Origin of the sequence: Micromonospora sp. MW-13 (genome assembly GCF_003434305.1) — a bacterium.
GTDB lineage: Bacteria > Actinomycetota > Actinomycetes > Mycobacteriales > Micromonosporaceae > Micromonospora.
Window position 1 is genome coordinate 49,209 of sequence record NZ_QKKX01000013.1, and the last position, 23,805, is coordinate 73,013.

Consider the following 23,805-nt stretch of genomic DNA (forward strand, 5'->3'; position numbering starts at 1 on the left):
GCCCCGGCGGCTCAGTGCGCCGCCACGACCACCGCGTCCGCTTCGAGCTCGGCGAGCCGGGCCGGCCGCACCACCAGCAACAGGACCGTCGTCGCCGCCACCATGCCACCGGCGACGACCAGGGCCATCGCCACCGCGCCGGTGCCCAGCACGCCCACCAGGGGCGCGGCCAGCGCGCCGACGCCGAACTGCACCGCGCCGAGCAGCGCCGAGGCGGTGCCGGCCGCCTCGCCGTGCCGGGACAGGGCCAGGGCCGGCGCGTTCGGCATCGCCAGGCCCGCCGCCGCCAGCACCACCCACAGCGACGCCAGCAGGCTCGGCAGCCCGCCGAGCCCGGTCGCGGCGAAGGCGAGCAGCGCCATCCCGGCCACGGTCCCGACGGCCAGGGCGGCCACGAGGATCCGCTGCGGCGAGTAGCGGCGCAGCAGTCGTACGTTGCCCTGGGTCGCCGCGATCAGGCCGACCGCTCCCGCGCCGAAGGCCAGCCCGAACTGCTGCTCGTCCAGCCCGTACTGCTCCTGTAGGACGAACGACGACCCGGCCACGTACGCGAACAGCGCCGCCATGGCCAGCCCGGCGACCAGGACCAGACCCACGAACGTACGGTCCCGCAGCAGCGAGGCGTACACCCGGGCCGTCCCAAGCAACCCGCCGCGCCGGCGCCGTTCGGCCGGCAGCGTCTCGCGCAGGCCGATCGCGGCGACGACGACGAGCAGCACGCCGAAGGCGGCCAGGGCGACGAACACGCCACGCCAGTCCGTCCAGCGCAGCAGCCCGCTGCCGAGGGTCGGCGCGAGGATCGGCGCCGCCCCCATGACCAGCAGCAGCCGGGACAGCAGCCGGGCGAACTCCGTGCCGTCGAACAGGTCCCGGACCACGGCCATCGCGACCACGGACGCGGCGGCGACGCCGAGGCCCTGCACCACCCGCAGCGCGCCGAGGACCGCGATGTTCGGCGCGACGACGCAGAGCAGCGAGGCCACGACGTGCAGCGCGATGCCGGCGATCAGGGGCGTACGCCGCCCGACGGCGTCGGACAGCGGGCCGATCACCAGTTGGCCGAGGGCGAGGCCCGCCAGCGTGCCGGTGAGGGTCAGCTGGACCGCCGCCGACGTGGTGCCGAAGTCGGTGACGATCGAGGGCAGGGCGGGCAGGTACATGTCGATGGTCAGCGGGCCCACCGCGATCAGCGAGCCGAGGACGAGGACGAGGCGCAGGCGCTGCCGGCGGCTCATCAGGTCCCCCGGCGTGCGCGGCGCCGCCGAGGCGTCGACACCGGTGGCGGTCACCGGGACGGCTCCGACCGGTGGGCGCAGCGCCGGGCGGGGAACGGTTCAGCAGTCACACCTGGCTGCAAACCCGGATCCGCTGATCTGATTCCCCCTCGCAGCAGAGGTGACAGACGTCACCGCCGGTGACGATCGGCCGTCCGCAGGCACGCCGGCACGCCCCCAGACCGAGCCGCGCACCCCCGGGGGCGGCCGGGGCGGGCGGGGTGGGCGGGGGGTAGGGGGCGGACCGCAGCTCAGCGGGGTCGGTGCCGGGTCGCGGGGCTGGTCGAGCCGCGGACCACCAACTCCGGCTCGAAGAGCAACTCGTCGCGCAGCACACCGGCGCCGTCGATCTGGGTGACCAGCAGGTCCACCGCGGCCTGGCCCATCGTCTCGATCGGCTGCCGCACCGTGGTCAGCGGCGGATCGGTGCAGGTCATGAACGCCGAGTCGTCGACGCCGGCGTTCACCAGCACCACCGGGAGCCCCCGGTCGGTCAGCCGCCGGCAGTGGTCGTGCGACGCGCCGGCGAGCGCGTACGACCCGCCGGCGAAGATGATGCCGGACACCTGGTGGTCGAGCAGCATCTCGACGTAGTCCGACTCGGACACGCCGCCGATGGTGCGGGCGCAGAGCGCCGGGGTGTACCCGCGCTGGGCCAGCGTCCCGGTGACCACCTCGGCGAGCGTGTAGGAAACTTCCAAGATCAAGATATTTTCCTGTAAACATTCTTCACGTGCGCATCGATGCTCGTTACGATCTCGTCGGGAACGTCTTCTGGATCACGCCAGGCGGACGCACACCCGGCCCGTCGTGGCGGCGGCGACGGGTGAGCGGGGACGCCGATCGGGGCCGAGCACATCGTCGGCCGCGACGCGAGGTCCAGCCCGCCACCTCACCCCATCCCCCGTAGTCGAGAGGCGTCTATGTCCAGTTTTGGTAACTCCGTCGTGCGACGCCGCACCCTTCTCGCCACCGCGGCGGGCGCACTGGTCGCGCCCATGTTCGCCGGCCGGGCGCACGCCGCCGTCCCCCGCGTCTACATCGACCCGGGACACGGCGGCACCGACCCCGGCGCGGTCGGCAACGGTCTGCAGGAAAAGAGCCTCACCCTCGACATCTCGCTACAGCTACGCAACATCCTGCAGGCCAACTGGAGTGTCGACGTGCGGATGTCCCGGACGACCGACATCACCCGCAGCCTCACCTACCGTACGGACGACGCCAACGCCTGGGGCGCGAACCTGTTCGTGAGCGTCCACATCAACTCCGGTGGCGGCACCGGCTTCGAGAGCTACCGGTATCCCACGTCGGACTCGGCGACCGTCAGCCTGCACAACGCCCTCCATCCACGGGTCCTGTCCGGCATGCGTTCGATCGGAACGGTCACCGACCGTGGTCAGAAGACGGCCAACTTCCATGTGCTTCGCGAGACCACCATGCCGGCGGTGCTGACCGAGAGCCTGTTCATCGACACGGTCGCCGACGCGAACCTGCTCAAGCGCGCCGACTTCATCACCGCTGTCGCGCGTGGGCACGCCCAGGGCATCGCCGCCTACCTGGGGCTCGGCACCACTCCGCCCGCGTACAGCACCATTGTGGACAACGCCACCGCGGGCCGCTTCACCGCGAGCACCAACTGGTCCACCTCGGCCTACTCGGCCCAGCGCTACGGAACCGAGTACCGCTTCGCCAACCCGGTGCTCGCGAGCGACGCGGCCTGGTTCAAGGTGAACATCCCGCAGGCCGGCAACTATCGGATCGACGTGTGGAATCCGGCTGACCCCGGGTACAACAGCGCGGCGCCGCACGTGGTCGTCACCGCCTCGGGAAACCAGACGGTGAATGTGGACCAGCGCACCGGCGGCGGCGGATGGCGTTCGATCGGCACCTTCAACCTCGCCGCGGGCGACCGTGACCTGGTGGGCGTGAGCCGCTGGACCAACGCCACCGGATACGTGATCGCCGATGCGGTGCGGGTCACCCGGGTCTGAGACCGCCCGGTCGGCCTTCTTGACGTCCGGACCGGCGGGCACGAGCCCGCCGGTCCGTCGACGGAGGTGCCCAGTGGCCGGCTCTGGCCACAGAGCACCGCGCCGCACTCAGATCTGCCGCACGGCCAGCAGGCTGAGGACGGCCACCAGCACGACGGCCGCCACGACGGTGATCATCCGAATCCGGACCCGGAGGTCGGTGTCCCACCTGTCGCCGGTGCCAGCGGCACGGCGGGCCAGCGGGGTCAACGCGCGCCCGACACCGAATCCGATTCCGGCGAGCATCGCGACGTGCAGGCGCTGACCGCCGAGGAGCAGGGCAACCGCCAGCACGTACGGGGCGGTCGCCGAGACGTAGGTGCGGACCCCGGTGCCGAGTTCGAACCCGAACTGCAGCGCCCCGCGCCGCAGGCTGCGCTGAAGTACGTCCTGCGGCACCTGCCGGGCGTTCTGCGGCAGCCGGATCGGCACCAGGCCCAGCTCACGGAGCAGCCCCAGCACCGCCACCGCCACGATGCCCGCGTACCGCCAGGGGCCGGGCAGCGGAGCGGACAGCCCGGAGAGCAACCCCAGCACCAACCCGCTGAGCGAGCCACCGACGATCAACCCGGTGACGAACAGCGTGAGGACGACGCCCTGCCGATCTCGATCTCGCCACCCGGGCGAGGCCAGCGCGTGCGCGCTGTTGTGCGTTCAAACCGAGCCGGAGAGCGCGTAGCCGGCGAGCCCTCCGATCATCGCCCAGGTGAGCACATGCCCGTACGCGGCGGCGGCGAGCGCACCGACGGTGAGCAGCAGGAGGGGTACGAGCGGATCGGCGCCCCAGCGGCGTGCCGCCCGCACGGGCCCGGGCAGCGTTCGGGTCATACGGCGGCGCCGGTCAGCGTCCGCCAGGAGTTGACCCCGATCACACCGTCGACCGTCAGCCCGTTCTGCCGCTGGAAGTCGCGCGCGGCGCTGTCGGTCGCCGGGCCGAAGACCCCGTCGGTCACCAGCACGTAGCCGCGCCTGTTGAGCTGGCGCTGCGCGGCGCTGACGGCGTCGCCGCTGACCCCGGAGCGGACCGTGATCACGAGCGCCGGCCAGGTGGTCGCGTCGACGACACCGGTGGCCCCGATGCCGGCCGCCGCCTGGAAGTTCTTCACCTTCGCCTCGGTGTCGCCACCGAAGATCCCGTCGATCTCGGTCGCGTGGCCCCGGGCGGTCAGCAGGTGCTGCACGGTGAAGACGTTCACCCCGGTGTTGGTCCGCTGGGTGGTGGGCCAGCCGACCGTGCCCAGGCATCCGCACTTGGTGTTCCACCGGCAGATCGACTTCACCCAGCCCGAGCTTGTCTTCTTGTATCCGTCGTGGCATCGGCGTTCGACCGAGCAGGCGCAGGCGCCGCACGCCCCGTTGTAGGCCCACAGCCAACCGTCGTACGTCCCGCCGTAGCACTGGTTCGGCCGCAGGATCCAGGTGACGCCGTCGTTCTTGTGGAATCCGGTGTACGTCCCGCTGGTGTTGCAGGAGTCGGCGAAGATCGTGCTCGGGCCACACCCCGGCGAGCAGTTGTGATCGCTGGCGTACGTCGGGCATGCGGCATAGATCTCGTAGCCGTCGGCGTACGCGCGGCGGGCTGCCGGAAACACGCTGAGCGCGGCCATACCCACCGCGGTGCCCGCCCGGAGCAGGGTGCGTCGCGACAGCTCCCAGCCCGCGCGCCTGCGGCCACCTGGCTGAACCGGCACCCGCCGGACGGCGGCCCCGGTACCTGGGTCGGCTCCGCGCAGCCAGGGCACGGTGTCGAGACCGGTCATGCCCGACCTCCCTGATTCGTGGCGACCGCCGGTCCGGAGCCGCCGGGTTGGCTGTCGATCTCGTCGAGCAGGCGGCGCAGTGCCGCGCGGGAGCCGAGCGGCTCGGCGCGGAGCACCCGCCCGGCCGGGTCGACAACGGTGGCGAACGGGGTGGCGAGGGCGTCGTACCGCTCGAACAGCTCCGCCTGCCCGCCGAGCACGGTGATCGGCAGGCCCGCTGCCTGCGCCGAGGGGTTGTCCCGGTAGAGGACCCGGAACTCCAGGCCAGGGCGGCCGACGTGGCCGTTCGCCTCGGCCAGCACCTCGGTGCAGGTCCCGCAGTCGGGCTCCAGGAACAGCAGCACCAGCGGAACCGTCGGTGCCCCCGGCGCCAACCGGGCGAATCCGGGCGCTGGTGCTCCCGGCCGCAGGCCGACCGACTCAGGACGACGCTGGACCGCCCCGCTCGACAGCGCGTGCACCTGGCGTACCAGGCCCGAGACCGTGAGAGCCAACAGGAGGATCGCGATCCAGCTCAGGATCAGTGCGCTGGTCTGGAAGCTCATCCGGGTATGCCTCCCTCTGTCATGCCGACGGACCGGCCGTTCGTGGGCCGCGCGGCTGTCGCCGTGGCCGGCTCGTACATCGCGGCGGGCAGATGCCACAGCAGCGCGGTGAACGTGGCGGAGGCCAGCAGCACGACGGCGAGTGCGGCGTCGGCTCGATTCAGCGGAATGATCGAGCCGGACAGGGCCAGTGCGACCAGGGCCAGCCCGGCGAGGATCGAAGCTCGTGCCACCACCCAACCGGTCATCGGCAGTTCCACCCGGGAACACCCGCACGACCCGGTGCGCCCGGTCGACATCAGGTGCCGGCCGTAGCCGGCGTACAGGCCGAGTAGCGCGCCGCTGCCGACGAGGACCGCGATGAGCAGGCCTTCGCCGCCGTCATAGAGCAGCGCCGCGAGCCCGGCTCCGGCGAGCAGACCTTCGCTCGCGATGGCGAGGACGGCGACCGTGACCGGAGCCGGTAGCACCCGGTGCGCGGCCAACGCCTCGGCGAGCGCCGCCGGTCGTGACAGGTGCTCGGCGGTGCTGACGAGCAGGGTGAACAGGACGGTGTACGTGGCCACGCTGCTCAGCAGTCCGGACATCCCGACCTACCCGGCCGTCTGGACACGGAGCCGGTTCACCAGAGCGGGCACCTGCTCCAGGTCCGTGTCGGCGAACGGCACCAGGCTGAGCCAGGCGTCCGCCGCGGCCAGCACGAAGTAGGGCGTCCCGTCGGGGAGTACGTCCCGAAAGAGCTCGCCCGCCTGCGTCTGCAGGCCCCGCCAGGAGGGCAGTTGCCCAACACGCTGCCTGGTGAGCGGTGCGATCTCCAACAGACCGAGCCCGGGGACCTCTTTGAGCACGGTGGCCGGTGCGGCGAACTCGGTGCCGGTCTTCGCGGTCGGGCGCAGGGTCAGGCCGTCGTCGTGCTCCTCGACGCGCAGGGTCCGCAACGCCCCGAGCAGGTCGACGGTCGCCGCGCCGTACATCTCGGTGAAGAAGCAGTGTCCCCGCCCCCGCCAGACCGCCACGAGCCGTTCCTCGGCCAACTGGATCTGCGGGTCGTAGGATCGGATGCGCGCGGTCAGCAGCGTTCCGCCCTGGTAGGTGAGTTCCTCGTCGAACTTCTCGACGCCGAGCGTCCGGGCCACGTCGTCCGCGAGCCCGACCGATCCGGCCGTGAACTCGTGCAGTCGGCCGCCGATCGTCACATCGGCCACGGACGTGAACGGTGCGCTCAGGTCGAGTGACCCATCGAGCAGGAACCGACCTTTGTCGATTGCCCGATGTGTCACCGGCACCCCGCTGGCTGCCATCCGACCGCCCTTCGTCCGGATCCGAAACTAACCACCGGCACAATATACGGGTATGTAAATATCTGACAAGATGGATCATCGTCACCGGCCGACAGCAGTTCCGACGCCGGAGATTGCGTGCCCGGCCCGTCCCCGGCGGGGTCGGGCCGGGCACGCGGTCGACGTGCCGTCGTCACCAGGCCCAGACAGTGCGCGGGGTACGCCCGAACCGGTGCCGGCGGCATGCTCGCGCTGGTGCTGAACGACCTGCGGCGCTTCCGCAAACTCGGGGTCCGCAACCGCGCCGAACTCGCCGCCCGGCGGGCCCGAACCGGCTGACCCCGTCGATGTCCGGCTTCGCCTCCGCTGCCGGGACCGTCACCCGCCGATCCCGGGTCCGGCACGAAAAGCCAGTGAGCGTGACCGTTGGCGACTGCTATCTTTTCCCCATGCGTTCGTTCTCCGTTGAGGTGATGATGCCCCGCCAGCGGGGCTGTCGACGCTGAACGGATGACGTTCCGAGGCCCAAGCGCGGGGCCTCGGTTCACGTGTCGGGCCGGAGCCCCGGTTCCTTCAGGAGGCTCCGATGCCCGCCCGATTCTACGTGACCACGACCATCCCGTACGTCAATGCCCGTCCGCACTTGGGTTTCGCGCTGGAACTCGTGCAGGCCGATGTGTTGGCCAGGCACCGGCGCCAGCGCGGTGACCAGGTGCGGTTCCTCAGCGGCACGGACGACAACTCGCTGAAGAACGTGCTGGCCGCCGACGCCGAGGGCCTACCGACCCAGGAGCTTGTCGACCGCAACGCCGCCGCTTTCGAAGCCCTGCGCCAACCACTGGCGCTGTCCCCCGATGACTTCATCCGCACCAGCCGCGATCCCCGCCACCGCCCCGGAGTGGAGCGGCTCTGGCGCGCCTGTGCCGCAGCCGGCGACCTCTACCGCAAGCACTATCAGGGGCTGTACTGCGTGGGGTGCGAACAGTTCTACAACGCGGCTGAGCTTCGCGACGGCCGCTGCCCGGAACATGGCACCCCGCCGCAACTGGTCACCGAACAGAACTGGTTCTTCCGCCTGTCCCGTTATCAGGGCCAACTCCATGATCTGATCGATGGCGGGCAGTTGCGCATCGAACCGGCGGTGCGCCGCAACGAGGTGCTCAGCTTCATCGCGGCAGGACTGCACGACCTGAGCATCTCCCGCTCACACACGCGCGCCCGTGGCTGGGGCATCCCCGTGCCCGAGGACCCCGACCAGGTCGTCTACGTCTGGTGGGACGCCTTGGGCAACTACGTCACCGCCCTCGACTACGCCAACCACGGCCCCGACTACCAGCACTGGTGGGTGGACAACCCCAGCCGGGTACATCTGCTGGGCAAGGGTGTGCTGCGCTTCCACGCCGTGTATTGGCCAGCGATGCTGCTGTCAGCTGGCGAGCCCCTGCCCACCGACATCTTCGTACACGACTACCTCACCGTCGGCGGCAAGAAGATCAGTAAATCGGCGGGTGTCGCCATTGATCCCGTCGAGCTCGTCGCGCAGTTCGGGACCGATCCCGTGCGCTGGTGGCTGCTGCGCGACGTGCCCCGAGTCGGCGATGCCGACTTCACCATCGACAGGCTCATCGCCCGCACCAACAGCGACCTCGCCGACGGTCTGGGCAACCTCATCAACCGCGTCACCACCATGGTGCACCGGTATCGTGACGGGAAGCTACCGGACTGCGCCGCACCGCCGGCCGCTGACGCCCGCCGCCTGACGACCGCCTGTCAGCAAGCGCCAGACCTCATTGCGGCGGCCCTGGACGCCTTCGACTTCCGCACCGCCACCGCGGCGGTATGGGCCATCGTGGATGAGGCCAACCGCTACGTCGAACACGTCCGGCCCTGGTACCTCGCCAGAGCGGAACGCGACGGCGATAGCCGGGCGGCCACGGACCTCGACAGCGCTCTTGATGTCCTCGTCCGTTCCTGCCAGACGCTCGCCGAGCAGATCCGACGCTTCCTTCCCGACACTGCGGACCGGATCGCCGCCCAATGCACGCCTTCTGCCGGACGGCTGCCCACCCCGCAACCACTCTTCCCGAGAATCGCGACCCCGGAGCCGCGACGATCGCCGGCTCGCTGCTCATGAGAGGGACCCGACAGGCCAACCGTGGGAATAGCCTCGCAGGCACAGCGCCTGGCGATGACTGCAAAGTCGACGCACCCGACTTCGACAAGCGGCAGGCTGCGATCGGCCTGTGATCGGCCGACCGCGTTCGGTAGAGTGCGGACGTTGATCGTCGGCGATGGCCGAAGGTCGGAGGGGTGCCGGATGACTCGACGGGGCGGGCGGTGGGCGCGGGTCGCGCTGCGCCTCGCGCTGCTGCTCGGCGGTGTCGTCGTGACGTGGGGCGTCCACGAAAGCGCCACCGCGTCGGTCGCCTACGCCACCGACCGTCCGCTGGCCGCGCCGGTGGACGCGGCCGTCGACCTGCTCACCGGCGTCCTCCGACCGATCGTCGAGACGGCGCCACCACCGCCCGCTCCGGAAGTGCCTGCCGCCGGGACGGCCCCAGGCACCCCGCCGAGCGGAGCCGCCCCTCCCCCGGCGCCCGTCCGGCTGCCCACCCGACCGGCAACCCGGCCGGCCAGCCGAGTCACTGCCCCGCCGGCCCGGCCCGGCCAGGTCGGCCCGCCGAAGCCCGCCGCTGGCGGTGCGAGCCGACCGGCCACCCGGCCACCCGGCGGGGATGTGCTGGAACCGGTGGGTGATGTTCTCCGTCCGGGGACGAAGCCGGTCCGGGCCGGGGTGCTCACCCCGGTCAGCGAGGCACTCCGCCCGGTCACCGACCCGGTACGCACCGGGGTCCTGGTGCCTGTGGCCGGCGTCCTCAGCCCGGTGACGCAGCCGCTCACCCCGATTCTCTCGCCCGTCTGGCAAGGGCTGGAGCCGCTGTTCGAGCCGTTGGCCCCCGTGCTCAGGCCCCTCGAACCGGTGACAGACCTCTTGGACCCGCCCACCGGCCCGCCTGCCACGCCACCGCCCGCGCCGACCCTACCGGCGCCGCCCCTGGCCACGCCGCCGCTACTCACGCCGCCGCAGACCGGCCCGGGCTGCTGCGCCGGACCCAGCTCCGGACCAGTCGGCGAACCGGCCGGGCCCGTTTCGGGCCCCGCCCCCACGAGCACCTCAGCACACCCGCAGACGGCAACCGAGCTCTCGTCCCTGCCGCGCCTCGTCGGGCCGGACGGGCCGAACCCGCTCCGACCGGACGCCGGCTCCGCGCCAGCCGCGCCCTCTCCCAACACGAGTGGATCCGGCTCATCCGGCACCGTCCACGGTCACGCCGCCGAAGCCCCCGCTTCGATTTGGACGTCGCCCGGCCTGGCAAGGCGCCGCTGCCACCCGACCGGTGGCGGCGCCCTCCCGTCCCGCTCGCCCCGCCCAGGCACCCGGCCCGCCTGACCGGCGGGCCGTCGTGCCGTCCGCGCGGCACCGACGGCCGCTGCGTACCCGTACGCCTTGACGGCCCCTCGTGGCCCGCGCCGGCCCGCGCGGCGGTCCCGCGACGACGCCGGCATCCTCCCCGACGTACCCGATCACGATCGTGACCAGGAGTTACCCATGAACATGAGCACGCCCGTCATCCGGGCCCGCTGGTGCGACACCGGCCGGATCGCCGCTCTCGTCACCGAAGCCCTCGCACCCACCGACCTCGGCGCCTGGCTCGTCCCCGACGAGCGACACCGGCCGACCGTCCTCGCCGCCGTGGCCCAGATCTGGACCGAACACGCGCTGCTCTTCGGCGACGCGTTCCTGCTCCCAGACGGCACGGCCGCGACCGTCTGGTTCCACCGCTACCGGCCGATCCCGCCACCGGCCCAGTACGCCGATCGGCTCACCGACCTGTGCAGCGCATACCGCGACCGGTTCCTTCAGCTCGACCAGGCCCTCGCCGCCCGGCGGCCCACCGAGGCGCACAACCACCTGGCGCTGCTCGCCGCGCCCGGCCCCGCAGAGCCCGGCCGGGCCGCGGCGGTCCTCGCCGGAGCGCAGCGCTGGATGGACACGCTCAGCCTCCCCACGTACGCCGAGGCATTCACCGACGTCGACCGCGAACTGCTCCAGCGGCACGGATACACCCACCGCGACACCTTCTCGCTCGACAGTCACACGACCGCGCATTCGATGTGGCGATGCTCGCCGCTCCAGAGCGGCCGGCCCAGCCGTAACACCCGCTCACCGGTGCGACGTCCACTCGCCCAGAATTCTGTCGCGCGGATCATGAATCTCGCTCGTTAGACCCGTAAGGCACGAGGAGATCTGACGAACCACGGGTGGGCTGTGCCGGCGCCGCTGTCGCCGGCACAGCCCCTCCTGGGGCAACCAATGGCGGCCCTGCCCCGCACGGCCTGGCAACTACGCGATGCCGGACGATCGAGGCGAGTTCCCGACCGCGGCCGAGCAGCTCGACACCGTCCGCGACGACTGCCTACACCGAATCTGGTCCGGCACCGGCACCTACAAGCGCCGATTCAGCAGCCAGCATCCGGAGCACGGTGGCGACATCTGTGCGTTCGGAAAGAAGCAGGGCACTGGAGGCTTTGGTCCATCGCCAGGTCAGCAACAAGGTGAACCGACGGGCTGCCTCGTGTTGGCTGGGGCACGGAATCATGATCAGGTGACAGGCTACCACCGCCGCCCAGGCCGGTCCCTGAACAGCGACCTGGTCGCAAACGAACCTGACCGAGGGGAAATTGGTCAGCACCGCCCGCAGGCGGCGCTGCATGGCAGCGGAACTGTTGACGGGCGCTGCGAATCCGGCGACGCCGATAGCGCTGAAATGGCAACGGCGGGCGAGGAGGTGCGATGCCGGTCCGGCGTCCGCTCGAGACAGCGCTGCGACAGCCCGACGTAGACGTCTTGTGACCAGGAACAAGAACATGGCATCGCCTCCGGATACTCTGCTGATACAGCGAGGGGAAAATGGGCGGTGCTGCCCGTGGTGGTGCCCTTCAATGTCTGAGCGTGTCAGCAAATCGGACCCACGACCCGGGCAGGGGTGCCGAGCCACCAGCCCCGTCGGCCGGTCCAGATGTGGTCGGGGCCCAGCTTGCGCCGTAGTCGGGAGACGACCGTGCTGACCGCCGATGGGCTCTTCGGTCGCACCGTGGTGGGTGTGTTGGCGAAGACGTCCCTCGCGCTCAGTGCTACTCCTCGCGCCTCGATAAGAACCTGCAACGTGGCGGCCTCCTGGGGACTGAGCGGCACTGAGGTGGCCCTGCTCGGTAGCCCTACTCGTCGGGTCGCAGGGTCCAGCAGCAACACGTTGGAGGCGGCTGCGGAGAGGACGGCGTCTTCGGTTCGGCCAGCCAGCCGCCACCCACCGCCACCGCCACCGCCATCGGTGAGGATGGACTCCCGACCGAGGCGCTGTCGCAGGCGGTAGACGATCACGCCAACCTGGGAGGGCCTTGCGGGACGAGCCGTTGCCGGCATGGAAAGCCAGATCTCGTCGCGGCCTCGCGGCATCCCCTGTGCCTCGATCAGCGCACGCAGCACAAGGTACTCCTGCCACCCGAGCCGGATCATGGATCGTCGCCCGCTCACCCACAGTTGTCGGCGGGGCAGGTCCAGATGGATCCCGCCGAAAGAGATTGCGCCGGGCCAGGCCGGAGGGCAGGAAGCATCCGAGGCGTCAAGCCACCAGCCACCGGCTCCCGTGAGAACGCGGTGGGTGCCGAGCTTGTCGCGAATGTTCGCAATGATCACACCAACCTGCGCCATGGTAGGCGGGCAGGAGCCTTTGGGCACGGCAGCCGCGATCTCGTCGCTACGGCATGGTTCGCCGGCCCGCTCGATCAAAACCGCCAGCACCTCGGCCTGCTGGCCGCTGAGTAGCACCGCGCGCATTTCTGGATACAGCCGCACCCTGCCCGTCGACGTGTTCAGCTCCATGCCGCCGTAGGCCAGTAAACGCGTCGGCGTCAGCCGGGCACGCTCGGATACCCGCGCACCCCTACGAAACCGGTGGAACCGCTCGCCGGCACCATGGGGCCGGTCGGCGATTGCCGCTGCGCTGCCCGCCGCGCGGTCGGTCCCTCGCCAGCCAGCGGGCAGATCTGATGGCGGGTGTTGTTCCATTTCGCCTTGCCTCCCGCCCACGCCGGAGCGCTCTAGCCGTACGACGTACCGGAGCCCTGTGCCGTTCACCGGACCCGAACCCGCCGGACAGGCGGCGGAGGTGCCACGTTCGCTGGCGACGGTGATCCCGGCCCTGCACCAGCCACGCCCGCAGGGCAGATCCGGTACAAGGCGCACCACCCGCCGAAGTCGCCCATGATCAACCTCCCGCTACTTGACTGACCCGGCGAGAACGCCCTGCACGAAGTAGCGCTGGAAGGCGAAGAAGACCGCGAGCGGCACGAGCATGGACAGGAACGCGCCGGGACCGATCGTGTCGAGGTTGGACGAGAACGACCGCATCTGCTCCCGCAGGGCGTAGGTGATCGGGGCATTGTCGGAGGTGGCGAAGACGAGCGCGACCAGCAGGTCGTTCCAGACCCACAGGAACTGGAAGATGGCCAGCGAAGCGATGGCCGGCCAGCCGACCGGCAGCACCACGCGGGCGAAGACGACCAACTCCCGGGCACCGTCAAGGCGGGCCGCCTCGAGCAGGTCGCGCGGGATGTTCAGGAAGAAGTTCCGCAGCAGGAAGATCGCGAACGGCAACCCGAAGGCCACGTGGAACGCGACCACCGCCGAGATTTCACCGTAGATGCCGATGGTGCGGAAGATCCGGGCGTCCGGCACGATCGCCACCTGGACCGGCACCACGATCAGCGAGACGACCAGCACGAACAGCCAGTCCCGGCCGGGAAAGTCCATCCAGGCCAGGGCATACGCACCGAGTGCCCCGAGCAGCACCACGAGCAGGGTCGACGGGACGGTGATCAGTACCGTGTTCCACAGCGATTCGACGATCCGCTCGTTCTGGAGCACCTGGACGTAGTTGTCGAGGGTCAGTTGGGCCGGTGTGGTGAATACCGTCCACCAGCCGGTGGCGCTGTTGTCGGCGCTGCTACGCAGGCTCGCCACGGCCAGACCGAAGGTCGGCACCAGCCAGAAGACGCCGACCAGGAGCACCAGCAGCCGCAGCAGCGCCTTACCGAACCGCAGCATGAACCGGGTCCACGGTCCCGGTCGCGGCGGGCCGCCCCGCGCGGTACCGGCGGGCACCAGTTCCGGTACACCGTCGTCGATGATGGCGTGGCTCATCAGCTATCCCTCCTCAGGCGCCGGATGTTGAACAGCATCGCGGGGAGCACCAGGGCGAACAGCAGGACCGCGAGGGCGCTGCCGAGCCCGTAGTCCAGGCCACCGCCGAAGGACACCCGGTACATCTCCAGGGCGACCACGGTCGCTTCGTCCTGGGACGACTCGGGTGCGAGCACGTAGACGAGGTCGAAGATCTTCAGGACGTTGATGGTCAGGGTGACCAGCACCACGACGAGCACGGGCCGGACCAGCGGCACGGTCACGTGCCGGAACGTCTGCCACTCGCTTGCGCCGTCCATCCGGGCCGCTTCGAGCGCTTCCCGAGGCAGGGCGGCCAGACCGGCCGACACCAGCACCATGGCGAAGCCGGCCCAGATCCAGATGTACGCCCCGATGATCGCGGGAGTGACAAGTGAAGGCCCAAGCCAGGTGATGCCGTTGAACGGCTCGGTGAAGTTGTCGGCGGGCAGCCGGATGACGTATTGCCCTGAGGTGAGTTCGGGGAACGCGAACCGCCCGGCGGCGTCGGTCCGGGCGGTGGCGACCACCCTGCCCCCGTCGGCCACCGCCTCGACGGTCATCTGGGGCAACCCCACCTCGCCGGGGTCGACGGTCCCCGCCCGGCCGCCGCCGCCACGACTGAAGTCGAGCCACACCACCCCCTGCAGTCCGGGGCCGCCGACGGGTGCCGTGGCCGGCTTGGCGTCGGTCGGGATCCGGTTCGGCGGCAGACCCACGAGGGCGAGGTGGACGGGTTCACCCGGGTTCGCCGGCCCGCTGGACTCGAAGCCACCGTTCTTCGGCACCAACTCGCCCTGCTCCCGGGCATCCACGCCGTGGTAACGCGACGGGGGCACAAAGGCGTCGTGCGCCGACACGGCGACCGCGTTGAGCACGCCGCGGTCCGGGTTCTCGTCGTAGACCAGCCGGAAGGTGACGCCGGCGGCCAGGAAGGAGATGGCCATCGGCATGAACAGGACGGCCTTGAGCACGGCCGACCGGCGCAGCCGCTCGGTCAACACCGCGAAGATCAGCCCAAGGGTGGTGACCACGGTGGGTGCCACGATCACCCAGATGAGGTTGTTCAGGATGGATCGCCGGGTGTTCGGCGAGGTGAACATGGTGACGTAGTTGTCGAAGCCCACGAACCTCGACCCGTCACCGCTGCGAAAGCTGAGCCACAGCGTGTAGACGATGGGATAGCAGACCAGCACCAGCAGCAGCACCAGGGCGGGGCCGAGGAAGAGCGCGACCATCAGGCGGGTCTCCCGTGACCGCCGGCGGCCCGTGGTCCCGGCGGTGGTCCGTGGACCGCCGGGACCATCGGCCACGCTCGCCCGGCCGATGGTTGTCTGGGCAGGGGACGGACGGATGCCCTCAGCCGGGTCGGGCGTGATCGTCATCAGTTGCCTCCGAAGTCCTTCTTCGCGGCAGCCTCGAGCTGCTGGGCCAACGCCTCCGGGGCGATCGGCTTGGCGAGGAGATCCTGTAGCAGCACCCAGAGGTGGGCGCTGGTCCCGCCGCCGAACGTCTGCGGCGTGAGGTCCGACAGGTCGAAGCGCAGCGATTCGGCCTTCACCACCGCTTCGGCGAGTTCCCGGGTGGTGTCGTCCGGGTACGTCGCGATGTCCAGTCCCGAGTTCGCCGAGATGAACCCGCCCCTGGCCGCCATGATCTTCGCTGCCTCGGGAGAGGCGAGGAAGGCCATCAGTGCGTTCGCCTCGGGCGTGTCCTTGAAGGCGACCGCCTGGTCGCCCGCGGTCACCACCGCCGGCTTCGAGCCGTCGATCGACGGCCAGTCGAAGAACTTCGCCGACTCGCCGACCTTCAACTCACCCAGCTTGTTGATCTCTGAGGCGACGAAGTCACCCTCGAACAGCATCGCCCCCTTCGGCGCCTTGCCGAACACGTCGGCGATCGCCTGCGTGAAGGCGGTCTGCGTGGGACTGCCGGCCAGGAACCGCGGCGTACGCCAGTAGTCGGTCAGCAGGGTCAGCGTCCTGACCACGCTGGGGTCGGTCCAGGGGATCTCGTGCTTGGCCAGCTTGTCGTACATTTCCGGGCCGGCGACCCGGAGGTAGCCGTTCTCGAACCAGTCGGTCAGCACCCACCCGTCGCCACCGGCGGCGACCATGGGCGTCACCCCGGAGTCGGCGAGCGCGGCGGAGACCGTCCTGAGCTCGTCCCAGGTCTTCGGTGGCTGCACCCCGGCGTCGGTGAAGCTGTCGACCCGGTACCAGATCACCGACTTGTTGGCCACCTTGAAGTAGACGCCGTAGAGCTTCCCGTTCACCGTGCCCAGTTCCTGCCAGGCAGAGCTGTAGTTCTCCTTGATCGCGGCGGCCGCGTCACCGGTCAGCGGCTTGATCGCGCCCCGCTTCACGAACTCGGCCACCACCCCGGGCTGCGAGATCAACGCGACGTCCGGCGGCGAACCCCCAGCGATCCGACTGTTGAGCAGCACCGGCAGATCGTTGCCACCGGAGGTGTACTTCACCGTCGCGCCGGTCTTCGCGGCGAAGGCATCCAGCACCGCCTGGAAGTTCGCCTGCTCGGCACCGGACCAGGTAGCGGCCACCTCGACCGTCTTGCCGGCAAGGCTCCCGTCCGGCGAGCCGGGCTCCGGGCCAGCATCGCCGCCGCACCCTGCGGCGGTGGCGAAGACCGTCGCCGCCACGGCGAGCGGTACCCATCGTCGGACCATGGACCCTCCTGAACTTGAACTGCGGATCGGGACTGGACCGGAGCGGGCGACGACCCGCCACCCGCCCTGCGTTCGAGGTCGGCGGACGCCGACCCAGGTTCCGGATCGGCATTCGCCCCACCCTCATCCGTCCCCATCCGGGTCGGCACTCATCGATCACATTCCATTAACCGATCGGCGATTGCGCCGAGTCTTCAACACCGCCACGTTTCCCGGAAGTCAACTGGGAGCTACGTGACGGGACCGACGAGTTCCTCACAAGATCCACTTCCAGGATCCGGCCCCGACTCGCCGGTAACCATTGGACGGTCGGCTCTGGACTGGGAAAACACCGTCCGGATCGGCGCGCCGTCCCAGATTTCGGTAGCACCGGGTCGGTGAACGAACCGTCATGGTGTTGGAACTCGACATCACTGCTATGTCCGCGCTGTTACCGCGAAACTTCTTTCCGACGAAGATTATCCTCACCGGATTGAGCCAACCGCCGTCCGGAACCGTTCAAACACTGTTGAGGTAGGCCGGGTTGAGGGGAGGACAGTGTGGAGGACCTGGCGGGATACACGATCGCCGTCCTGTCGGAGCGTCGTCGACACGACCTCGCCACCCTGCTGGAGGCCACCTCGGCACGGACGGTCAACGTCCAGGCGGTCCGCTCGGTGGCCCAACCGGTGGCGGAGGCCGTTGCGGTCGCCACCCGCGACAGTGTCACGAGACAGGTGCACGAGGTCATCGTGTCGTCGGGCGTGGGCCTGCGGGCCTGGCTGCGCGTGGTCCAGGAGACCGGTCATCTCGACACGCTCATCGACCGGCTGACGCACGCCCGCCTGCTGGTCCGCGACGGGCACGCCGCCGACACGCTGCGGGATCTCGGCCTGAGCCAGATATGGGCAACCGCCTCCGCGACCACCGAGGACCTGTTCCGCTATCTCCTCGCCCAGCCGATGATCGGCCGCCGGGTGGTGGCGCAGATCGAGTCGGAGCCACACCGGGAGTACTGCGAGGCCCTACGCCGCAACGGGGCGGCCGTGGTCGAGGTCATCACCAACCGGTTTCTCCCGCCGCTGCGGACCGACGTCCTGCGCCGGCTGTGCGGAGTCATCGTCCGGCGGCAGGTCGACGCCGTCGCGTTGACCGGGGTGACCGCCACCGAGAACCTGTTGCGCCAGGCCGAGGCCGACGGCGTCCTCGGCGAGGTGCTCAACGCGCTGACCGCCGACATCGTGCCGGCCTGTCTGGGCTACCTGGCGGCGGAGCCGCTGCGGGCGTTCGGCCTCAGCCCGTACGTGGCGAACAGTCCCGCCCTGCCGGACCTGGTCAAGGTCCTGGCGAACCAACTCCCGGGACGGTCGCTCCAGCTCGACATGCAGGGTCACCGGGTTCAGATTCGCAGCCAGGCGATGGTGATCGGCCGCCAGGTGATTCCGGTCCAGCCCGGCCCGATCTCGGTGTTACGGGCGCTGGCCCGCCGTCCCGGCCGGGTGCTGTCCCCGGCCGAGATCCGGGCAGCCGCGCCGAGCTGGGCCGATGTCGACGACCACGCCGTCGAGATGGCGGTGTCGCGGCTGCGGCGAGCCTTCGACGACACCCCGCTGGACGGCGTCGACCTGATCCAGACCGTGATGAAGCGTGGCTACCGGTTGGCGGCCTGACCACCCACCGACACACGGCAACGCCGCTCGAACTCCACCGTCGGCAGCAAGCCACCCGAGCCGTCTGAGTAGGCCAGCAAGTACGCCGGGACCGCCTGGACCGCCGCCGCCGGCGGCGGCAGGGACCCGGCTCCGTCGTACACCGTCTGGTCGGTCGCTGCCCATCGAAGGTCATGCCCACGTTACGGCCCCGGCCGTCGCCCGGATTGTGCTCCACCGCCAAGTACCAGTGGAAGACGGGGTTGTGAGTCATGGTGATTGATCAGTCCATGGTCGGCCGGTCGGTCTGCTGCCGCCCGGCGGAGGACGCTTCTCCGGCGGCAGGCTCTGCGTTGGCGACCTCTCAGTGCCGTCAGGGACGGCGCTTGCGGACCAGCACCGGTCGGCGCCAGCTGTCCATGCCCGTGCTGGATGTCCCGCTGTGCTACGCCGGGGTGGAGTTGCAGACGTCCACCGGCCTGGCCCGACTACACGCCGAGTCAAGCGCGGTCATGCTCAGTGGCCAGCAGGTCGCCGTGCTGGCCGTCCTGATCACGGCGCGGGGGGCACCCCTCAGCCGGGAGGCGATCTGGGCGGCCATGCCCCGCGGGTATCGGCCGCCAACGGCTGCCCAGATCGGCGTGGTGATCGCCAACATCCGTAAGAAGATCGGTGCCGCACGCATTCTCACCAGCGCGGACGGCTGGTGGATGCGGGACCCGATCGCGCCGGACCCGATCGACGGCACCGACGTGCTGTCGTTCGGCGACCTGCGACTCGATGTCGAGCATCGGTACGTCCTCGACGGGCCGGCTCGCCCCATCCGGCTCGGCCCGCAGGAGTTCGCCGTGCTGCGGGTACTCGTCGACGCGCGGGGAGTGCCGCGCAGCAGGAGTCGGATCTGGTCGTCGTTGCCACCGGATGACCGGCCCGCCACGATCGCCGCGGTGGGCGTGGTCATCCATCACCTCCGGGAACGCCTCGGGCGTAACCGGATTGTCACCGGCGGGGGCGGCTGGCGGCTGGCCGGCCCGGCGAGGCCCCGGCCGGGCGCCGCGGAGTGGGCCGGCGTGCGATTGGAGCGCACGACGAGCGAAGCCTGGCTGGCCGGCCGGAACGCGCCCGTCAAGCTGAGCCCCCAGCAGGCCGAGGCGTTGCAGGTACTGATCGATGCGCAGGGCGAACCTCGTAGCGGTGCACAGGTCCGGGACGGGATGAGCGTCAGGGCGCGCCCGAAGGATGCCGTGGCAGTGGGCAGCGTCATCTCACGCCTGCGGCGCAAGGTCGGCCGGGACCGGGTGGCCACTGGCAGTGCCGGCTGGTGGTTGACCGATCCGACCGAAGCACCCGCGCCACCCGGCTGCTCGTTCGCGGCGGTGGGTGACTGGATCCGGATCGACGGCAGGGCTGAGTCGACGTGCGGCGCGGTCCAATCCGCCTCACGTTGATCACCCCGCCGACTCGTCGGCGGCGCCGTACCGGGGCATCCATCGGAACGACGACGGTCGGGTCATGGTCGGGCGGCAACTGCGGCGTCTCCAGCAGCAACCCGCCCATCCGGCACGACCTGTCCGAGGTGCTGGTCCAGCTCCGCAGCCGCTGTCTCGGCCTGGTCAAGCCGGACCATCAGATCCCCGACGTTGGCCGCGGGCACCGGTCGGACGTAGACGCCCACGCTACGCGGCGCCCGCGTGCGGCTGAGAACCCGCAGCTCGTTGACGTACCGGTCGGACAGCCGATCCAGGGCGGACCGCGCCTGGCTGTGGTCCTGGTCGCGGTCGGCCGTAGGCGGCACCGCTCGCTCAGCGTGTTCCAGCCTGTCCATTCGCGTCACGTGGTCACGGACAAGGGCCTCCCACCGTCGGATCAGGTCCTCGCGCCCAGCGGCCTCGACGGCGGAATCCCACACCGTCTGCTGACCCGGCCCGGCCGGCTGCTGGCCCGGCAACACCGCCGCCCGCTCCGGCAACAACCCGATCTGATCCTCCAACCACTGCCGCGCCAGCCCAAACGCGCTCACCGCGGAGAACAACTCCGCGCGCCACTGCTCGGACACTTCCGGCACCCACCCCAGTTCGTCCACGTCCCGCGGCGACAGCGGCACGCCAAGGGCACCCCGCAGCCGGGAGACCGGGTCTCCTGGACCGTCCGCCGACCACAACAACGCCACGTCCCCGCCATGATCAACCAGGAACTGGGTGAACTCCGCCGCGCTCCGATACCGCACGCCGGACAGGTCAACGATCTGCCGCCCACCGTCGTCCCGGACCACGACCGGCGAGTTCGGTGCCGTATGGAAGACCCAGGCACCCAGATAGACCGCCCGCAACACGTCCCGGACGGCGTCCGGCACCGTCCCGCCCCCTCCGGCCAAGCCGGTCACCGGTGTCACCACCGCGGCCCACACCCGTTCAACCTCGTGCCGCACCGGCCACATCCCCCACTTGATCCGCTTCGACCGGCCGGGTCGACGGGGTGGTGGTCACCGGAACCGTCGACGCCTGCTCGCGCATGACGTAGAGGCCCCTCTCCGCGTCGACCAGCAGGGTGCCGTGTGGACCGTAGATGACAGCAGTGACGTCGTAGCGGTACTGATGGAACGTCCGCTTCGCCTCCACGTTGCGCTCGTTGACCTCGCTCATCTCGGCCGCGTGGGCCGCGAGCTGCTCGGCAGCCGCCCGCGCCGCGTTCCGCTCCCGGAATCGCTCCGCCGCCCGGTCCGCTGCCGCTGCCCCGCCGGCCTGCGCCGCCTGCATGCCGTCCGTCCACTGCTGTGCCGCCGTCCGCCAGTCCGCCTCCCGGCCGGTGACGTCCTGCTCCAGTGCGTGCCGCGTCCGGTCCGCCGCCCGCACCGCCCGCTCCGACTGCTGTCGCGTCGTCCCGCGCTGCCGTTCCAACTCGGCGACCCGGTCCTGGGCCCGGGTGAGCCGTTCCCACGCCGCACGCTCCACCGCCTGCGCGGCATCACCGCTGGCCGGCGCCCCATCAGCGGGGGTCGGCGTCTGCGCGGTGTCGGCCGGCGTCTGCGCGGCGAGGGCCGGCGGCACGGCCGCGCGGGCGTCGACCTGGCGCGCCACGGCCTCCCGCGCCGACGACAGCTCGTTCCGGGCTGCGGCGAGGTCACTCTCGACGGCAGTGGTCCTGTCCCGGATGCCGGCCAGTTCCCGGGTCAGCCGTTCGACCTCCGGGGTGCTGCCGGCCGGCGTCGCCGCCACGTCGCCACCCTCGAGGATGCCGGCCGCCGTGGAAGGCGCGGGGGCGCTCTCCCCGCCGGCACCGGCCAGATCCTCACCTGCCGGAACCGTCGCGGTCGCATCGTCTCCCGCCGTCGAGGGCGCCCGCGGAACACCCACCCCGTCCGTCGTCGCTACGAACCGCACCCGACCGGGTCGGGCCGGCCCCCGGGCCAACCCACCCTGCTGACCATCGAGGAACACCACCTTCCCGTCATCGGTCCGCACCACGTTGACCGGGTGTGAGATCCGGTCACCCTCACGCGTCACCACCATCACACCACGGGCCCCCGGCTCCGCGGCCCGCATCACCTCCACCACCGCGTCGTAGTCGGCCGCCTCCACCAACGGGCGACCCGTGTACTGCTTCAGCCACGCCACCGGCAGGTACGCCTCCGGCGGCACCTGGTGCCCGACCCCGTCCACCAACGACATGTCGGTGCCGATCGCCGCCAACACACAGTTCGTCGCGAACTGCTCCCCTCGGTCCCGGTACGGGTTCACCCCACCCAGCCACGGGAACCAGTCCGACACCTCGGCGGGCGACAGGTCACCCGGCAACAACATGTCCTCCGCCGCTCGGCCGGCGATCTCGGCGGACGCGGGACGCGGAGACGGGACTCCGGCCGGCGTCGCGTCCGCCTCGCCGGCGACGCCGGTGCCCGTCGCGGGTGACGTGGCGCTGCTCCCCGCGATCGCGCCGGCCAGATCCTCGGCGTCGACCGGAGCGTCAGGGTCGGCCGGAGGGGGCCACTCCTCCGGTACGGCATCGAGCGTGGGCGAGTAGTCGGATCCGGACAGGCTCGAAGTCGGGTCCTCCGGAAGCGGGCCGAGCTCGGCGTCGGTCGGGTTCAGCGCGGTGTTGCGCCGGGTCGGGGGCACGAGAATGCTGGCGAACGAGCCGGACAGGCTGCCGGTCGCGCTCGTGTTCAGGTTTGCGAGGCTGCCCGTGAGATCGACGGACGAGGATCCGCTCCCCGGCCACTCCTGGCTGCTCTGCGCGTACTCGAGTACGGCCAGCATCTGGTCCAGCTGCGCCAACGGGTTGTCGGCGGTCTGGCTCTCCAGCGCCATCGACCATTTTCTGGTGAGGGTCTCCGGGCTCTCCATGACCTCGGGTTGGTTCGCGTCCGACACCACGAAGACGTAGTTGCTGTCCTTCCGTTCGAGCGGCGGGAGCTCGGGAAGCGAGTCCTGTAGCCCGATCCGGTTGTATTCCTCCCGGCGGTAGGAGAGCTGCTCGTAGAGCTGTTGCTGGTGCTCGTTGAAAGTCTTCGAGGTCTTGCCCTTTTCGAGTTTCGGGACCCGCTCGTCGTAGGACCCCTGGGACCGGACGACGTATTCGCCCGCCTTCGCGATCTTGTTGTTGCCGACGAACTCCCACGCGACGACACGGAGGCCCTCGATCTCGCGCCGGTCGACCTTCTCGAAGAGGATCTTCGCCTCGGTGTTGTGCAGGACGCTCGGTATCATCACCCCCCGGTACACGTGGGCGTCGACCAGACCGTCGGTGACGGCCACGAGCTGGTGGGAGAACTGTTCCCACATGCGGTTGAACCCGGGCGGGTAATTGAAGAAGCTGCCGGTGCCGAGCATGATGTTGTCGAAGATCTGCCCACCGGGCGTCGCCTCGAGCATCCGATTGCCGCTCTGCTCGGTGATCCGTTCGGCGACGGCGGGGCCGATCTTGCCCCATAGAGCGAGCTTCGACCGGAACTGTTGGACTGCTTCTGGGAACTGGACGTCGAAGTCGCTGTCGCGCTGGTGCTTGAACCACCACTTGGCCGGAGCGGAGAAAGCGTGGTTGTCCGCCATCAACTGTGCGAACGGGGCGACCCGGTCGGCGCCGAACCGGTTGACGACCTCGGCGTTGATCTCGTCGTTGGTCCGACCCTGAGCTTTCAGCCGGAGCTCGAACGTCATCTGTTCCTTGAAGTCCTCGTAGGCATCTCGCAGCTCGCGGTTGTTCCACAGTTTGTCGTAGCGGGACATGCGGAACTCGATCTTGTGCCAGTCTTCCTCGGCCCTCTGGAAGTCGATCGTCGAGCCCTGCGGCACCCGCGACTCCGACGGGGGCCCGGCACCTT

19 protein-coding genes and 1 pseudogene are annotated in these 23,805 nt (G+C 70.4%); 5 read left to right on the forward strand and 15 right to left on the reverse strand.

The features are described from left to right. Positions 1 to 11: 11 nt before the first annotated feature. Both C5N14_RS10285 and C5N14_RS10290 read right to left on the reverse strand, forming a co-directional pair. Complete coding sequence (locus tag C5N14_RS10285) at positions 12 to 1,235, reverse strand: multidrug effflux MFS transporter (protein WP_117667876.1); 1,224 nt, start codon at positions 1,233 to 1,235, stop codon at positions 12 to 14. Between the two features lie 290 nt (positions 1,236 to 1,525). Further along, a pseudogene (locus C5N14_RS10290) lies at positions 1,526 to 1,957 on the reverse strand (substrate-binding domain-containing protein); the annotation flags it as partial. Positions 1,958 to 2,197: 240 nt separating this feature from the next. Here C5N14_RS10290 and C5N14_RS10295 point away from each other — a divergent pair. Further along, on the forward strand, positions 2,198 to 3,265 hold the full coding sequence (locus C5N14_RS10295; protein ID WP_117667853.1) for an N-acetylmuramoyl-L-alanine amidase: 1,068 nt from the start codon (positions 2,198 to 2,200) through the stop codon (positions 3,263 to 3,265). A gap of 108 nt (positions 3,266 to 3,373) precedes the next feature. On the opposite strand, the gene C5N14_RS10300 is transcribed toward C5N14_RS10295, so the two are convergent. The 6 genes from C5N14_RS10300 to C5N14_RS10320 all read right to left on the reverse strand — a co-directional run bounded on the left by C5N14_RS10300 (position 3,374) and on the right by C5N14_RS10320 (position 6,814). Beyond that, positions 3,374 to 3,871 (reverse strand): hypothetical protein, encoded by a 498-nt coding sequence (locus tag C5N14_RS10300; RefSeq protein ID WP_207892690.1) that lies wholly within the window; start codon positions 3,869 to 3,871, stop codon positions 3,374 to 3,376. Positions 3,872 to 3,958: 87 nt separating this feature from the next. Next, positions 3,959 to 4,108, reverse strand: a complete 150-nt coding sequence (locus tag C5N14_RS32070; protein ID WP_165878068.1) for a hypothetical protein — start codon at positions 4,106 to 4,108, stop codon at positions 3,959 to 3,961. Positions 4,109 to 4,128: 20 nt separating this feature from the next. Continuing rightward, entirely contained in the window at positions 4,129 to 5,064 is a 936-nt protein-coding gene (locus C5N14_RS10305; RefSeq protein ID WP_117667854.1) for a peptidoglycan-binding protein, read from the reverse strand. After that, positions 5,061 to 5,609, reverse strand: coding sequence for a hypothetical protein (locus C5N14_RS10310; RefSeq protein ID WP_117667855.1), 549 nt, complete (start codon positions 5,607 to 5,609; stop codon positions 5,061 to 5,063). Before C5N14_RS10310 ends, C5N14_RS10305 begins: the two co-directional genes overlap by 4 nt. Then, on the reverse strand, positions 5,606 to 6,196 hold the full coding sequence (locus C5N14_RS10315; RefSeq protein ID WP_117667856.1) for a MauE/DoxX family redox-associated membrane protein: 591 nt from the start codon (positions 6,194 to 6,196) through the stop codon (positions 5,606 to 5,608). The genes C5N14_RS10310 and C5N14_RS10315 overlap by 4 nt, the downstream gene beginning before the upstream one ends. Before the next feature lie 6 nt (positions 6,197 to 6,202). Next, a complete protein-coding gene (locus C5N14_RS10320) occupies positions 6,203 to 6,814 on the reverse strand; it encodes a hypothetical protein (protein WP_207892691.1) in 612 nt (203 codons plus the stop codon). A 661-nt stretch (positions 6,815 to 7,475) separates the two neighbouring features. Here C5N14_RS10320 and C5N14_RS10325 point away from each other — a divergent pair. Together C5N14_RS10325 and C5N14_RS10335 are read left to right on the forward strand one after the other, a co-directional pair. Next, positions 7,476 to 9,023 carry a methionine--tRNA ligase gene (locus C5N14_RS10325; protein WP_117667858.1) on the forward strand — a complete coding sequence of 516 codons (1,548 nt, stop codon included), beginning with the start codon at positions 7,476 to 7,478 and terminating at the stop codon, positions 9,021 to 9,023. Positions 9,024 to 10,499: 1,476 nt separating this feature from the next. Then, positions 10,500 to 11,177 carry a hypothetical protein gene (locus tag C5N14_RS10335; RefSeq protein WP_117667860.1) on the forward strand — a complete coding sequence of 226 codons (678 nt, stop codon included), beginning with the start codon at positions 10,500 to 10,502 and terminating at the stop codon, positions 11,175 to 11,177. Between the two features lie 190 nt (positions 11,178 to 11,367). On the opposite strand, the gene C5N14_RS31725 is transcribed toward C5N14_RS10335, so the two are convergent. From C5N14_RS31725 to C5N14_RS10355, 5 genes are all read right to left on the reverse strand, one after another. Further along, on the reverse strand, positions 11,368 to 11,820 hold the full coding sequence (locus C5N14_RS31725) for a hypothetical protein (RefSeq protein WP_128763549.1): 453 nt from the start codon (positions 11,818 to 11,820) through the stop codon (positions 11,368 to 11,370). 86 nt (positions 11,821 to 11,906) lie between these two features. Continuing rightward, on the reverse strand, positions 11,907 to 12,833 hold the full coding sequence (locus C5N14_RS10340; protein ID WP_165878072.1) for a winged helix-turn-helix domain-containing protein: 927 nt from the start codon (positions 12,831 to 12,833) through the stop codon (positions 11,907 to 11,909). Positions 12,834 to 13,229: 396 nt separating this feature from the next. Next, on the reverse strand, positions 13,230 to 14,153 hold the full coding sequence (locus tag C5N14_RS10345) for a carbohydrate ABC transporter permease (protein ID WP_117667862.1): 924 nt from the start codon (positions 14,151 to 14,153) through the stop codon (positions 13,230 to 13,232). Then, on the reverse strand, positions 14,153 to 15,409 hold the full coding sequence (locus tag C5N14_RS10350; protein WP_207892692.1) for an ABC transporter permease subunit: 1,257 nt from the start codon (positions 15,407 to 15,409) through the stop codon (positions 14,153 to 14,155). Before C5N14_RS10350 ends, C5N14_RS10345 begins: the two co-directional genes overlap by 1 nt. Before the next feature lie 146 nt (positions 15,410 to 15,555). After that, positions 15,556 to 16,857 carry an ABC transporter substrate-binding protein gene (locus C5N14_RS10355; RefSeq protein WP_117667864.1) on the reverse strand — a complete coding sequence of 434 codons (1,302 nt, stop codon included), beginning with the start codon at positions 16,855 to 16,857 and terminating at the stop codon, positions 15,556 to 15,558. Between the two features lie 539 nt (positions 16,858 to 17,396). Between C5N14_RS10355 and C5N14_RS10360 the strand changes: the two genes are divergently transcribed. Together C5N14_RS10360 and C5N14_RS10365 are read left to right on the forward strand one after the other, a co-directional pair. Then, positions 17,397 to 18,506 carry a uroporphyrinogen-III synthase gene (locus tag C5N14_RS10360; protein ID WP_117667865.1) on the forward strand — a complete coding sequence of 370 codons (1,110 nt, stop codon included), beginning with the start codon at positions 17,397 to 17,399 and terminating at the stop codon, positions 18,504 to 18,506. 515 nt (positions 18,507 to 19,021) lie between these two features. After that, the gene (locus C5N14_RS10365) at positions 19,022 to 19,933 is read left to right on the forward strand and encodes a winged helix-turn-helix domain-containing protein (protein WP_165878073.1); all 912 of its coding nucleotides are present in this window, start codon (positions 19,022 to 19,024) and stop codon (positions 19,931 to 19,933) included. A gap of 62 nt (positions 19,934 to 19,995) precedes the next feature. Here the strand turns inward: C5N14_RS10365 and C5N14_RS10370 are convergent, their stop codons facing one another. After that, on the reverse strand, positions 19,996 to 20,838 hold the full coding sequence (locus tag C5N14_RS10370; RefSeq protein ID WP_128763551.1) for a hypothetical protein: 843 nt from the start codon (positions 20,836 to 20,838) through the stop codon (positions 19,996 to 19,998). 58 nt (positions 20,839 to 20,896) lie between these two features. Further along, positions 20,897 to 23,805, reverse strand: a 2,909-nt coding sequence (locus C5N14_RS10375; RefSeq protein ID WP_243639401.1) for a toxin glutamine deamidase domain-containing protein, incomplete at its 5' end; no start/stop codon positions are given.